The following is a 13,465-nucleotide window of genomic DNA, read 5'->3' as shown; positions in this document are numbered from 1 at the left end:
ACGATCAGGTAGCGGTCGAGCCGAGACCGGCAGTGGTTCGGGTTCGTCCTTCCAGCCGGCGTTTCAACCCGCGTGGTTCGATGATCAGTCTTGAACCGCTGGCCGCATTGGCCCGCGCCCACTCCTCAAGCAGTTCGAGGCAGGCATGGTCGATGTAGCTGAGGTTGGCCAAGGGCACGTGCAGGGTTGAACCGGCAGGCACCTGCGCAAGGATGCGGGTCAACGCCGGGACTTTGAGAAAAGTCGCCGCACCTGTCAGCCGCAGTTCCAGCTCATGGGCGGCCGCGAGCGGAGTGAGGCTGATTTTCAGGCGCGCCGCTTTCCAGGCCAGTTTGGCCAGTGTCAGGGCAAAGCCCACCAGCACCCCTGTCAGCAAGTCGGTGAAGATGATCGCCAGCGCGGTCGCGGCATAGGTAAACATCGGTATGCGTCCATACCGGGCAAGGCCGCGAAAGGCCTTAAAGTCCACCAGCTTGATCCCGGTGTAAACCAGTACACCCGCGAGGCTCGCCACCGGAATCTGTTGCAGCATGCTGGACAGCAACAACACGAACGCCAGTAGCCATGCACCGTGCAATATCGCTGACAGCCGCGTGGTGGCACCGGCCTGAACGTTGGCCGAACTGCGCACGATCACCCCGGTCATCGGCAATGCCCCGAGCAGGCCACAGAGCATATTGCCAACACCCTGAGCGCTGAGCTCTTTGTCAAAATCCGAGCGCTGGCCGTTGTGCATGCGGTCCACCGCCGCTGCTGATAACAAGGTCTCGGCACTGGCGATGAAGGCGACGGTGAACGCGGCCAGCAACAGGGCCGGGTCGGCCAGATTCAGCAGATCGGCAGGGCGCAGCCAGTCGATGGCATCGGCCAGGTTGTCGGGAACGTCGACCCGTTTGACCGACAGGTCCAGCAGCAGGCTGAGCCCGGTGGTCAGGCCGACGCCCAGCAAGGCACCGGGGACGAACCGCAAGCGCTGCGGTCGGCACTTGTCCCACAAGGCCATCACCCCGATGGTGCCCAGGCCCAATGCCCCTGCTTGCCAGCCGAGCCCGCCGCCCAGCGTCGGAAGGGCAGCCAGCAGCGCGTGCGGGAAGCCCGTGAGGTTAGCCAGCCCTGAAGGCTGCGGCGTGCCGTCGAGCATCACATGCAGTTGGGACAACACGATCAGCACACCGATCCCGGCCAGCATGCCGTACACCACGGCCGGGGCCGTGACGCGAAACCAGCAGCCCAGACGCAAGCGCCCGGCCAGCAATTGCAGCAGGCCCGCCAGTAGCAGGATCGGCCCCAACATGGCCATGCCGTGTTGGCGCACGATTTCAAATACCAGCACCGCCAGCCCGGCGGCCGGGCCGCTGACCTGTAACGGCGAGCCAGCCAGCCAGCCCACCACCAACCCGCCGATGATGCCCGTGATCAACCCCTTGGCGGGTGGCATGCCGGAGGCGATGGCAATGCCCATGCACAAAGGCAGGGCGACCAGAAACACCACCACTGAGGCCATCAGTTCGCGGGGCACGATTGTTTTTAAGTGTTCAGCACGCATGGAAACGCTCCCAAAGCAGGTTCAAGACGCCACAGGGCCTGGCTGCAGGCAGCCACGGCATGGCAACGTCAATGTCAGTTAAAAGCGCGCTTTGGGCGTCGCAGAAGGGATGTTGTGCACGTCGTTCAAGGGCCTGAAAGCCGCTAGTTCGGCGTCGTAGGCGTTGATTTCGCTGGTTTCGATGTTGTAGATCCAGCCATGGATAAATAATTGGCCATTTGCCAGGCGGGAAGCCACGGACGGGTGCGTGCGCAGGTGGTGCAACTGGGCGATCACGTTTTCTTCAGTCAGGCGCTGCATGCTGTCGGTTTCACTGGCGCAGGTGCAGTTCTCCTGAACCATGGTTCTGGCCACTTCGGCATGACGTAGCCAGGCTTTGACGGTGGGCATGGCTGCAAGGCTGTCGGGGTTGAGCACACCGCGCATGGCCCCGCAGTCGGAATGCCCGCACACGATGATGTGCTGAACACCCAGCACCAGATTGGCGTATTCAATGGCCGTGGACACACCGCCGTTCATTTGCCCATAGGGCGGGACGACATTGCCGACGTTGCGCGTGACAAACAAATCGCCGGGAGCGCTTTGAGTGATGAGTTCGGGGACGATGCGCGAATCGGCACAGGCAATGAACATGGCGCGGGGACGTTGGGCGGTGGCGAGCTTTTTGAACAGGTCTTTCTGTTGCGGAAAGACGTCGTGATGAAAATGTAAAAAACCTTCGACGATGTGCTGCAGCGCTGCTTGGGGGGTGGCAGGGGCTGCAGCCAGCGACTGATTATCCTTGGTACTCATCATTCATCCTCTTTTGGTGTAACAGAGAAATTTCTGAAATTTTCAGAAATAAGTCGTGAGCGACTTGAGTGAAAAAGTACCGTTCAAAGCTTAACTGAAACTGAATTAACCGCTCTGGAACAAGGGTTTCGTGATGGCAATGAGCAAGTATTGGAAGGGGGCAAGCAGGCTCATGGGCGTGCAGTCGCCCATGAGTTCAAAAGGGATAAAGCCGGATTTAGAGCAACCACATGCCCACTAATCCACTGATGATGCCCACCAGCATGGTCAGGACAGCCACTGTCACCAGCACCCGGGTGTCGAAATCCTTGCGCAGCATCAACAGTGACGGCAGGCTCACGCTTGGCAGGGTCATCAGCAAGGCCACAGCAGGCGCGGTGCCCATGCCCAGTGCCATCATGGTTTGCACAATCGGTATTTCAGCGGCGGTGGGGATCACGAACAGCGTACCGACAATCGCCAGGGGCACGAGCCATAGCAGGCTGTCGCTCATGGCGCCATCGACGTGCGGGAACAGCCATACGCGGGCGGCGCCCAGCAGCAACACCGCCAGCAGATACACCGGGATGGTATTCCAGAACAATTGCCATAACGTGCGCCCCCAGCGCACGAAGAATTGCGGTTCATCGCCCTGACGGGTGGCCTCGGAAACAGCGTCCAGCGCCGCGTCAGGAATGCTCTGCGGGCGTGAAATGCGTTGGGCAATCATTGAGACGCCAATTACCAGCACCAACCCGGCCACCAGGCGTAACGCGCTGAACCCCCAGCCCAGCACAAACCCCATGAACACCAGCGTCGCCGGGTTCAGTACCGGGTTGGCAATCCAGAAGGCGAGGGCGGCGCCCACCGACACGTTTTGCCGGCGCATGCCAGCCGCGACCGGGGCTGCGCAACAGGTGCACATCATCCCCGGCAGGGCGAACAGCCCGCCGCGCAGGGTCGAGCCCAGACCGGCCTTGCCGAAAAGGCGCAGCAACCAGTCGCGCGGGATCAGTACTTGAATCAGCGAGCCGAGAATCACAGCCAAAACGGCGGCTTTCCAGATCGCCAGAAAATACACCTGGGCGTAAGCCAGCGCTGCAGCGATGGGTTCACCCTGGTTGTCGTTGAGGATCGAGGCGCCAATGCTGTGGTTGTCTGCCGCCACAAAGGCTTTGAGGTAGTAAGGCGACCACTTGACGTAATACAGGCCAATGCCTGCAATCAGCAGAAACAGCAGGGGCTTGCACCAGAATGACCAGCCCCGTGAAGGTTTGACTGAAGAGACGCTGGACATAAACAGTTACCGGACATGAGGAAATTGCGGCGCATCATACGCCAATCCGGAGGTTGAATTGTCAGTGAGGTCTGTCAGACCGCGCCCGTAGAGCGCGATCTGCGGCGTTTGATTACAGGGTTCTGATTGAGTTACTGATCGACCGTGCGCACTGAATGATGGCGGCGCCCATTTTTTGCTCGGCGTCTTCCATGCTCCAGCGACTGCTAGGTGCTACCACATGCACGGCCGCCACAGGCAGGCCGTTGCTGCCGAAGATGGGCGCGGCCAGGGTCATGTCCCCCAGGAACATTTCTTCCTTGTTGATGGCGTAACCCTTGCTGCGTGCTGCTTGAATGCGTTCGAAAATGGCGTCCGGGTCCGTCAGCGTGTGCTGCGTGAACGGGCGGATATCGCTTGCTTGCAGGACGGCGTGTACGACGTCGTCACTCAGTCCGCTCAGGTAGGCTCGACCGCCGCCACTGAGGTACATGGGGATACGGCTGCCAATCGGCATATGAATGGGAATGAACTTGGGGGCCACAAAACGCGCGACATACACCATGGACACGCCGTCAGGCTCGGTCAGGTTGACGGTTTCGCCAGTGAGTTGATTAAGTTCAGCCAAGTAGGGATTTGCAACGTCAACCAGTGTGTCCGCGGCTAAATAGTTGTAGCCGATTTCCATAACTTTGGGCGTTAACTGGAAGCGACGGCTTTGCGGATGCTTGCGGATATAGCCCAGCTCCTCGAGCGTGTGCACCATTCGCTGGGCAGAGCTTTTGCTAATGCCTGCTACCTGAGCAATATCGGCCAGGTTCATGGTTCTCCGGGCTGCGCCAAAGCCGCGCAATACCGCGAGACCCTTCTCCAACGACTGATTGAAAAGGGGGTTAATGTGTTCACTCATGACGCTTCCTTGGCGTTTGTATACGTTATAAATATCGATATCCGATACTTATAAATCTCTTTACGATTTAGGTAAATTGTTTATAGTCGAAGCCGGCTTTTAACACCAGAGGGTGCGGAGGCTGTTTCAAGGCGCCATCAGGATAATAAAAGCGACCACAGGGAGATTCGCAATGCAGAAAAAATTTCAAGCGCTCACACTCGTGTGTGCGATCGCCGCCGGCATGATGGGATCTGCCAGCGCACTGGCTACACCGACCTACAAAGTGGGGGCCACCGCCACAGGCATTCCGTTTACCTTCGTTGACATCAAGAGCGGAGATACCCACGGAATGATGGTTGATGCGATTGAGGCCATCGGCAAGGCGGGTGGTTTCCAGACCGATATTCAACAAAGCGTCTTTTCTGCCCTGATTCCTTCACTGACGTCCAACAAGATCGACCTGATCTCGGCCGCGATGCTCAAAACCCCTGAGCGCGAAAAGGTTGTGCAGTACTCCGACCCGATTTACAGCTACGGTGAAGGGCTGATCCTTCAGGAAAAAGACCCTAAAACCTACACCAGCATGGCTGACCTGAAAGAGGAAATCGTCGGTGCCCAAGTAGGCTCGGTCTTTATTGACGCCTTGAACAAGCATGGCGGTTTCAAGGAAGTGCGCAGCTACGACTCTGTAGCCGACATGATGCGCGACTTGCGACTGGGCCGTATCAAGGCTGCATTCGGCGACCGTCCCATCGTTGCTTACCAGATGGCAACCAACCCCAAGCAGACCAGGGGGTTGAAACTCTCGCAAACCTATCAACCGGTGGTGGTGGGTGATGTATGCATCGTGATGCGCCAGAACGACCCCGAAAAGCTTGCGCAGGTGAATAAGGGCATCGCCGCGATCAAGGCTGATGGTTCGCTGGACCGCATCATTGAGCAGTGGAAACTGAACTGATGATTCCTCGGCCCGCTTACCGTAGCGGGCTGTTTCATGTGTTGTTTCGCAGGTAACTTATGTTTCTCCAGGACGCGTTGGACTTCCTCCCGCTGTTGTTGAAAGGGGCGGTTGTTACTGTGCAAGTCACTGCGGGATCGTTCGTGCTGAGTTCGCTGATCGGTCTTGTATTCGCTTTGATGATGGTTTCCAAAATCCGCGCGGTGGCGTTGTTCGCCATTGGCGTGGTTAACGTGATTCGCGGTCTGCCCATCATCGTTCAGCTGTTTTACATCTACTTCGTCTTGCCCGACTTTGGCATCCAGCTCAGCGCCATGCAGGCAGGGGTGATTGGTCTGGGTATCGCGTACTCGGCCTATCAGGCTGAAAACTTCCGGGCTGGCATTCAGGCCATTGACCACGGGCAGATCGAAGCCGCCGAATCCATCGGCATGCGCGGCATGATGATCATGCGCCGGGTGGTGTTGCCCCAGGCGTTCCGCATTGCCTTGCCACCCTACGGCAATACGCTGGTGATGATGCTCAAGGACTCTTCATTGGTGTCCACCATCACCGTGGCCGAGATGACTCGTCAGGGTCAGTTGATCGCCTCTTCCACGTTCGAAAACATGACGGTTTACACCTTGGTGGCCCTGCTTTACCTGTCCATGAGCTTGCCCTTGTCCTTCGGTTTGCGCCGCCTGGAAGCACGCTTTGCGACGCGGAGAACGTCATGATCGAACTCAAGGGTGTGTACAAGAATTTCGGCAGCGTGCCGGTGCTTGAAGGTGTCGATTTGCAGGTCGGGCAGGGCGAAGTGGTGTGCCTGATCGGCCCATCAGGGTCGGGCAAGTCGACGTTGCTGCGTTGCATCAACGGCCTGGAAAGCTACAGCCGGGGCGAGATTCTGGTCAGCGGCCAACGAGTGGATCGCAACGACAAAAGCATCCATCAGTTGCGCACACGCGTGGCCATGGTGTTTCAACGTTTCAATCTGTTCCCGCACCGCACGGCGCTCGAAAACGTGATGGAAGGGCCGATTTACGTCCTCAGGCAAAAACCGCAAGCGGCGCGCAAACAGGCCACAGCCCTGCTGGAAAAAGTAGGTTTGGCGCACCGCATGGATGCCTACCCGGATGCCTTGTCCGGTGGTCAGCAGCAGCGCGTGGCGATTGCCCGCGCGCTGGCCATGAACCCGCAAGCCATTTTGTTCGATGAACCCACCTCGGCCCTCGACCCGGAACTGGTCGGTGAAGTACTCACGGTCATGCGACGTCTGGCCGATGAGGGCATGACCATGATCGTGGTGACCCATGAGATGGGATTCGCCCGGGATGTGGCGGACAAAGTGTGTTTCTTGCACAGCGGACAAATTGTCGAAGCCGGGCCTGCAAAAACGGTGCTCAGTGCCCCGCAACATCCACGAACCCAGGATTTTCTGCGACGTCTGCTGAACCAGACGGACGAGGTTAGCTCATGAAGTCTGCTTCCAGCTGCCAGTTGCCGCCCTCGTTGTGGTCTGCCACGGCCCGGCCCGGCGCAATGACGCCGCCCCTCAGTGAAAACAAGCGGGTGGATGTGGCCATTGTGGGGGCCGGTTACACCGGGTTGGTCACAGCATTACGCCTGGCCGAGTCCGGTATCAGCGTTTGCGTGCTGGACGCTGGCGAACCCGGATGGGGCGCATCGGGGCGCAACGGCGGACAAGTGATTCCGGGCCTCAAGTACGACCCTGACCAGTTGATCCAGCGGTATGGCGAGGAGCGGGGTGAACGCATCATTGAAGCCTGTGGTGGCGCGGCCGATGAAGTGTTTTCGTTGATCCGCGAGTACAGCATTGCCTGTGAAGCCAGCCGTAAAGGCTGGATCCAGCCCGCTGTCTCTGTCGTGTCCATGAAAGCGCTGGAACACCGGGCCCGGCAATGGCAGCAGCGTGGGATTGCGGCCGAGGTGCTGGACCGTGACGCGGTGTGTCAACGCCTGGGCACGCAAAATTACCTGGGTGGCTGGGTCGACCCGCGTGCGGGCAGTTTGCATCCGTTGAACTATGCCCGGGGGTTGGCCAAGTCAGCGTTGGGCCGTGGCGTCACGATTCATAGCCAAAGCCGGGTGACGGATTTGCGTCGCGTCGGGCCACAGTGGCAATTGACCACTGCGCAAGGCAACACGGTCAGCGCCGACCGCGTGGTGCTCGCTACCAACGGGTACACCGACAACCTGTGGCCGGGGTTGCGCCAGACTGTGCTGGCGGCCAATAGCTTCATCATTGCCACGCGTCCGCTGCCCCCTGAATTGCGCAAGACCATTTTGCCGGGTGGGGAAGTGTGTTCGGATGCGCGACGGTTGTTGCTGTACTTCAAGATGGATGCCCAGGGCCGCTTGTTACTGGGCGGGCGAGGACCGTTCGCGGAGCCGACCCGGGCCGGGGACTGGACGCATCTGGAGCGTTCGATGGTGATGCTGTTTCCGCAGTTGGCCGGGGTGGCCGTCGAGTACCGCTGGAGCGGGCGCATCGCACTGAATCAAAGTGTGTTGCCGCAATTGCATGAGCCTCAGCCGGGCCTGTCGATACTGATGGGCTATAACGGTCGCGGGATAGCCATGTCGACCGTACTGGGCAAGCACCTGGCTGCCCGAGTGGCGGGAACTGAAAGTGACTTCCCGTTCCCGGTCACACCGATTCGCAGCATTCCGTTCCACAGCCTGCAACGCTTGTACGTCGCGGCTGGGATCACCTACTACCGCATGCTTGATGCCTTGAACTGACAACCGTAGCGGCAAGCAGTTGCTTGCCGTTGCCGGCCGATCAATCGTCGGTTTTGATGGTCGCCACGTCGTCAGCCTTGATCTTGATGTGCTTGCCGGCAATGTCCACGAACTCGTAGAAACCATCATTGGTTTTGGTTTTTGGCATGTCCTTGGTCAGGTATTGCGTGCCGTTTTGCAGGGTCACGACGCTGGGTGAGGCGCACCCGGCCAGCCCCAGCATTGCCGCCATCACCAAAGGTAAAACGATCACATTGATCTTCATGCAAGCTCCTTGAGCACTCGAACGTAAGGGTTAAACGCACCGGCCGTCATGTAAAAGCCAGTGCCGGAAAATAACTGCTGCCTCTGACAACGTTTTATGCCGAGAGTGCGCCAGGTAGTCAGCATTGCCACTGATAAATTCATAAGGGCCGACGCGACGCAGATCTCCGCTGTCGATTTTGCCCCTGACCATGAAGTCCCAACCTAGCCCGACCCCCATGCCTTGCAGGATTGCCTGATAGGCCAGTGTCACTTGGTTGAACAGCGGGCTGTCAGGCGCGGGGGTGTGCTCAAGGTCGAAATGCCCAAACCAGTCGCGCCAGTCCATGCAATTCCATCCGGATGAATCCAGCTCGATCAGGGGCAGCGTTTGCAAGTCTGCAGGTGAGCCAATGTCTGCCACAGGGATGGCGGCGCTGACCACCGGGTACACGCATTCGGCAAATAATCGATGGGCATCCAGTGATGACCATTTGCCATTACCGTACAGGATCGAGAAATCGTAATCTGCTGTACTCGACTCGTCCAGACCATTGTTGGCGTGGATGTTGACAGTGATTCCCGGGTGAGCGGTGTTAAAGGCCAGCAGGCGTGGAAATAACCAGAATTGCGCCACGGCGTGGGTGCACTGCACCGTCACAGCATTGGGTGCATGCTCCACCTTGATCCGGTTGACACTGTGTTGCAGTCGCTCAAGCATCGCGCTGACTTCGGCAAACAGCCCGGCCCCCGCGCGGGTCAGGCTGATACCCCGGGCTTGACGCTCGAACAGAGAAAGGCTGAGGGCATCTTCAAGGACGCGAATCTGTTTGCTGACGGCGCTTTGGGTCAGGCACAGCTCGGTTGCGGCGCGGGTGAAGCTGCCATTACGGGCAACCGCCTCGAAGGTGATCAGCGTATCGAGCGGCGGCAGGTGTTTGAGGTAGCGGCTCACGGGGGTCCTGTGGGGGCGGGTTTTCAGGCAAAGGGGAAGGGTATCTCAGCCCATTCCTGTGGGGAATGCATGGATGCCAACTGTTCTTTAGTTACTGAGGCGTGAAATGCCTATGCTTGCAGACTCATCAATGGTTCGAGCATACGTAATGAAGCGCGGGATAGTCTACGCCGGCATGGCAGGTGCTGTTTGGGGGCTGGTGTTTTTGGTGCCGGCGTTATTACCGGAGTTCAGTCCGCTGCTCCTCAGTTGCGCCCGTTTCATCCTGTACGGCGCGGTGTCTGCGCTGCTGATACTGCCCGACGCCAAGCGCTTGCTCCCTCAACTGACCCGGCGTGACGTCGTGACACTGGTGAAGCTCGCCCTGCTGGGCAACCTGATTTATTACATGTTGCTGGCCGCCTCCATCCAGTGGGTGGGGATCGCCGTGGCGTCACTGATCATTGGCGTATTGCCTTTGACCATCAGCTGGCTGGGCCGCAGTGATGCGGGCGCCGTGCCGCTGACTCGCCTGATCTGGCCGCTGCTGCTGGTGCTGGCCGGGATGTTGTGCATCAACCTTGAAGCATTGTCTGGCGCCAATGGCGGGCAACCGATGGCGGAAAAAGTACTGGGCATTGCCTGTGCCATTGGCGCGCTGGCGTGCTGGACGGGATTTGCCACGGCCAACGCGCGATACCTTAAACACAGTCAGTTCACCAGCAGCGAATGGTCGAGCTTGTGGGGCGTGACCACGGGCGTGCTGGGTCTATTGATCTGGGGTGCGGCCAGTGCGCTGTCGCTGGATGCCGTGCACATAGACGTCAGTGATGCCCGTTGGCAGGGGTTCTGGGCGATCAATCTGGCGTGCGCGGTCGTCGGCTCATGGTTCGGCAACCGGATGTGGAATGCGGCTTCCCGACGGCTGCCGCTGACCTTGAGCGGCCAGTTGATCGTGTTTGAAACACTGTTCGCGCTGTTTTATGGCTTTGTCTTTTTGCAGCGCTGGCCCACGGCGCTGGAAACCCTGGCTGTGCTCTTGCTGTTGAGTGGCGTCAGTTGGGCCGTACGCCGCCATGCGCCAGGCCGTGCAGCACTGGCCTGATCAACTCGGGCAAGCTTCGGCGCCGTTGTTCAGCCCTTGTTTGTCGACGCGGCTGAGCAGGGTGGCCTTGCCGTTGTGCCAAGTCAGGGTCAGCACGTACAGCGAATCGAAATCGCTGTCGGCCCAGTCCTCAGTCAGCGAGGTTTTTTTCCCGGTGGCTTTGCCGGCGACCGTGTTGATCAGCTCCGGCAGGTAACCGTGGGACCAGGCGGTGTAGACAGTCGAGTTGTGGTATTTGTCGTCTGTCAGCTCGTTGGCCAATTGCCGCGTATCGTTGGCCGAAAACTCAAGGTTGATGGGCAAGCCCAGTTTGATAGCGCTGGGGTTGATGGTCATCATCGGCCGTACATAGCTGTAGGCGTCATCCTCGGCACCTTCTTCAACTTGACGCGAGGGGTTGGCGGCGAACACGTAATCCGCCTTGCCATACTTTTGCGGCAGCACGGTGGCCAGATTGATGGCGCGGTTCAGGCCCTGGCATGTGAGTTGGCCCAGACCGTCAGCCGGCTTCTCGGCGTGGCGCATGAACACCAGCGTCTGGACCCCGTCGGCCGGTTGGGCAAAGGCGTCTTCGACATGCGAGGAAAGGCTGACAGTGCCTGCGATCAGCAGCAGCGGGACAGCGGCTAAGGCAACGCGTTTTTTTTTCCAATTGATCGGGAGCATAAGGTCTTCTGTATCAATCCTGGCGGGGGCCTCCCTGTCGTAAAAACACCGCAGTGCCCGTCATCCTTGAACAAAGTGTTCATTAGACGCGCATTTGGAAATTGGTTCGCTCTCACTTTAGTTGCAGACGTTTCTGAATGCTTCTTGGGAATAAACATACGAGTGCTGGCAAGGCAGTGTTCAATTGGCCATCATTGAGCGGCCTTCATCCTTAAGAGGTTGTGCCGATGTTACCTGCTCCGCTGAGACGCCCGATCAACCCTGTGCACCTGCGCGTGCGTGCCTGGCGAGGGCGTGTCGGGCTGGGGCTGGTGGCAAGCCTTTCGGTGCTGGCAGGCATGACCGATGCCATCGGGTTTCTGGCCACGGGCGATTTCGTGTCGTTCATGAGCGGCAACACCACGCGGCTGGCGGTGGCGATCAGTCAGGGGGATATGAGCTTGGTGGTACGCCTGTTTTTTGCGGTGCTGGCCTTTATCGCCGGCAACACGCTGGGGATTTTGCTCGGGCGTTGGGGCGGGCGCCGTGCGTTACCCTTAATGCTGGTTATCGCCGGGCTGTTGTGTGCGGCCGGGCTGGTGCCTTTTGCCTCGCAGGTCCCGGCCTTGCTGGCCGCCATTTTGGCAATGGGCATGCTCAACGCCGCTGTGGAGCAGGTCAACGGGTTGCCGGTGGGGCTGACCTACGTGACCGGGGCGCTGTCGCGTTTCGGCCGCGGCTTGGGGCGCTGGCTTTTGGGCGAGCGTAAAAGTGGCTGGCGCGTGCAACTGGTGCCTTGGAGCGGCATGTTGCTGGGTGCGGTGTTGGGTGCCTGGCTGGAGGCTCGGTTCGGGGTTAAGGCGATGCTATTCAGTGCGGGATTTGCCTGCGTGCTCGGCGCAATCTCTCTGCGCATCCCGCGCCGCTGGCAGCGCGATTACATGCCGCGCTAAGCCCGCCGTTTGTCTGCAGCCGCGCTGAGGGTAGACTGGCGCGACGCACGGGCATGCCCCAATCAATAAGCAGGAGTTGTTGTGTCCCAGTCTGTCGATGACCATTCGCCCCTCGAGTCATTCTCAATCGAAAGCCCGGCCCCTCTGTACGCACGGGTCAAACAGGCCATCGTGCAGAAAATCCGTTCCGGTGCCTGGCTGCCCAATTCGAAACTGCCCTCCGAAAGCGAGCTGCTCAACCAGTTGGGCGTGAGCCGCATGACCATCAACCGTGCCTTGCGCGAGCTGACCATCGAAGGCCTGCTGGTGCGCATGCAAGGTGTGGGAACCTTTGTGGCGGTGCCCAAGGGCACGGCGGCGTTGTTTGAGATTCACAATATCGCGCAGGAAATTGCCGATCGCGGCCATGTGCACCGCAGCGACGTGATCGTGCTTGAAGAGGTCCCGCCCAGGGCCAGCCCCACCTTGCCCTTCGCGCTGGACGGCATTGAGCGCCTGTTTCATTCGGTGATCGTGCATTACGAAAACGGTGTGCCGGTGCAAATCGAAGAGCGTTTCGTCAATGCGCACATTGCGCCTCTTTATTTGCAGCAAGACTTCACCCGCACCACCGCCTATGCCTACTTGATGGACCTTGCGCCCTTGACCGGGGGCGAGCATGTGGTGGAAGCCATTCATGCCACCTCGGCGGAGTGCCGGTTACTGGGCATCAAACGTAACGAAGCCTGCCTGATGATTCGCCGCCGCACGTGGTCGTCTCAAGGGGTCGTGGGCTGTGCGCGGCTGGTGTATCCCGGCTCTCGCTACCGGTTGCAAGGGCAGTGCGGCCACTGAGGTCCTGCGTGTGCGGGTAATCCTGTGTTACCCGCGTTACTTTTGGTGCAATCTCGTTACCTTTTTGCCGATCTATGCACCAAGTTGCGGCAACTTTTTGTTGGTTTTAAGCGTGCCCATTTATCTCGCCAAAAATCTCAATAAACCTATCTCATTGATTTAAATATATTTATCTCATCATCGCGCACGCTAGTCAGTGTCGCCTGCGTCATGTTGGCCCTTCGCTTGCATTCACTTGTACATACAGGTTGGTATAAGTGTGAACTCCGCACCTTCCGCCTTAGGTCATTGATGTCATTTGATGAAGGATTGCTGCATGACAACTGCTCTGAACCGTCACCGCGAAGGTGAAATCCGCGCCGCCCGTGGCACCCGTCTTACGGCCAAAAGCTGGATGACCGAAGCCCCGTTGCGGATGTTGATGAACAACCTTGATCCGCAAGTGGCCGAGAACCCGACCGAGCTGGTGGTGTATGGCGGCATTGGCCGGGCAGCACGTAACTGGGCCTGCTACGACAAAATTGTTGAAAGCCTGACGAACCTGAATGATGACGAAACCTTGC

The 13,465-nt window shown here is 59.0% G+C and carries 14 protein-coding genes and 1 pseudogene; 8 read left to right on the top strand and 7 right to left on the bottom strand.

Annotated elements, in window-relative coordinates:
• Nucleotides 1-4: 4 nt before the first annotated feature.
• The 4 genes from HBN61_RS10590 to HBN61_RS10575 all read right to left on the bottom strand — a co-directional run bounded on the left by HBN61_RS10590 (nt 5) and on the right by HBN61_RS10575 (nt 4,503).
• Complete coding sequence (locus tag HBN61_RS10590) at nt 5-1,546, bottom strand: SulP family inorganic anion transporter (protein WP_170046724.1); 1,542 nt, start codon at nt 1,544-1,546, stop codon at nt 5-7.
• Between the two features lie 78 nt (nt 1,547-1,624).
• On the bottom strand, nt 1,625-2,338 hold the full coding sequence (locus HBN61_RS10585; RefSeq protein ID WP_094993407.1) for a carbonic anhydrase: 714 nt from the start codon (nt 2,336-2,338) through the stop codon (nt 1,625-1,627).
• A 217-nt stretch (nt 2,339-2,555) separates the two neighbouring features.
• Nucleotides 2,556-3,614 carry a permease gene (locus HBN61_RS10580; RefSeq protein ID WP_094993395.1) on the bottom strand — a complete coding sequence of 353 codons (1,059 nt, stop codon included), beginning with the start codon at nt 3,612-3,614 and terminating at the stop codon, nt 2,556-2,558.
• Nucleotides 3,615-3,726: 112 nt separating this feature from the next.
• A complete protein-coding gene (locus HBN61_RS10575) occupies nt 3,727-4,503 on the bottom strand; it encodes an IclR family transcriptional regulator (RefSeq protein WP_094993396.1) in 777 nt (258 codons plus the stop codon).
• 172 nt (nt 4,504-4,675) lie between these two features.
• Here HBN61_RS10575 and HBN61_RS10570 point away from each other — a divergent pair, with 172 nt between their 5' ends.
• From HBN61_RS10570 to HBN61_RS10555, 4 genes are read left to right on the top strand one after another with little or no spacing between them, the layout of a single operon-like run.
• The gene (locus HBN61_RS10570) at nt 4,676-5,443 is read left to right on the top strand and encodes an ABC transporter substrate-binding protein (RefSeq protein ID WP_170046723.1); all 768 of its coding nucleotides are present in this window, start codon (nt 4,676-4,678) and stop codon (nt 5,441-5,443) included.
• Between the two features lie 59 nt (nt 5,444-5,502).
• Nucleotides 5,503-6,159, top strand: coding sequence for an amino acid ABC transporter permease (locus HBN61_RS10565; RefSeq protein ID WP_047274771.1), 657 nt, complete (start codon nt 5,503-5,505; stop codon nt 6,157-6,159).
• Nucleotides 6,156-6,902 (top strand): amino acid ABC transporter ATP-binding protein, encoded by a 747-nt coding sequence (locus HBN61_RS10560; RefSeq protein WP_169965590.1) that lies wholly within the window; start codon nt 6,156-6,158, stop codon nt 6,900-6,902. The genes HBN61_RS10565 and HBN61_RS10560 overlap by 4 nt, the downstream gene beginning before the upstream one ends.
• Complete coding sequence (locus HBN61_RS10555; RefSeq protein WP_170046722.1) at nt 6,899-8,188, top strand: NAD(P)/FAD-dependent oxidoreductase; 1,290 nt, start codon at nt 6,899-6,901, stop codon at nt 8,186-8,188. The genes HBN61_RS10560 and HBN61_RS10555 overlap by 4 nt, the downstream gene beginning before the upstream one ends.
• Nucleotides 8,189-8,228: 40 nt before the next feature.
• Here HBN61_RS10555 and HBN61_RS10550 read toward each other — a convergent pair whose 3' ends face one another.
• Both HBN61_RS10550 and HBN61_RS10545 read right to left on the bottom strand, forming a co-directional pair.
• Entirely contained in the window at nt 8,229-8,453 is a 225-nt protein-coding gene (locus HBN61_RS10550) for a YgdI/YgdR family lipoprotein (RefSeq protein WP_170046721.1), read from the bottom strand.
• A gap of 30 nt (nt 8,454-8,483) precedes the next feature.
• Nucleotides 8,484-9,386, bottom strand: a complete 903-nt coding sequence (locus tag HBN61_RS10545; protein WP_094993401.1) for a LysR substrate-binding domain-containing protein — start codon at nt 9,384-9,386, stop codon at nt 8,484-8,486.
• 148 nt (nt 9,387-9,534) lie between these two features.
• Between HBN61_RS10545 and HBN61_RS10540 the strand changes: the two genes are divergently transcribed.
• Nucleotides 9,535-10,470: a DMT family transporter gene (locus tag HBN61_RS10540; RefSeq protein ID WP_169965584.1), complete on the top strand. Its 936-nt coding sequence runs from the start codon at nt 9,535-9,537 to the stop codon at nt 10,468-10,470.
• Here HBN61_RS10540 and HBN61_RS10535 read toward each other — a convergent pair whose 3' ends face one another.
• Nucleotides 10,471-11,136 carry a histidine phosphatase family protein gene (locus HBN61_RS10535; protein ID WP_094993402.1) on the bottom strand — a complete coding sequence of 222 codons (666 nt, stop codon included), beginning with the start codon at nt 11,134-11,136 and terminating at the stop codon, nt 10,471-10,473. It abuts the gene before it with no gap.
• Nucleotides 11,137-11,363: 227 nt separating this feature from the next.
• Here HBN61_RS10535 and HBN61_RS10530 point away from each other — a divergent pair, with 227 nt between their 5' ends.
• From HBN61_RS10530 to HBN61_RS10520, 3 genes and pseudogenes are all read left to right on the top strand, one after another.
• Nucleotides 11,364-12,068: a YoaK family protein gene (locus HBN61_RS10530; RefSeq protein ID WP_169965582.1), complete on the top strand. Its 705-nt coding sequence runs from the start codon at nt 11,364-11,366 to the stop codon at nt 12,066-12,068.
• Between the two features lie 81 nt (nt 12,069-12,149).
• The gene (gene hutC, locus HBN61_RS10525) at nt 12,150-12,902 is read left to right on the top strand and encodes a histidine utilization transcriptional repressor HutC (RefSeq protein WP_094993403.1); all 753 of its coding nucleotides are present in this window, start codon (nt 12,150-12,152) and stop codon (nt 12,900-12,902) included.
• A 316-nt stretch (nt 12,903-13,218) separates the two neighbouring features.
• Nucleotides 13,219-13,465 (top strand): annotated as a pseudogene (locus HBN61_RS10520) (urocanate hydratase); the annotation flags it as partial.

The organism is Pseudomonas sp. WS 5071 (assembly GCF_012985765.1).
GTDB lineage: Bacteria > Pseudomonadota > Gammaproteobacteria > Pseudomonadales > Pseudomonadaceae > Aquipseudomonas > Aquipseudomonas lundensis_A.
The sequence above is the reverse complement of the archived record's forward strand: the minus strand, read 5'-3'. Positions and strand labels throughout refer to the sequence as shown.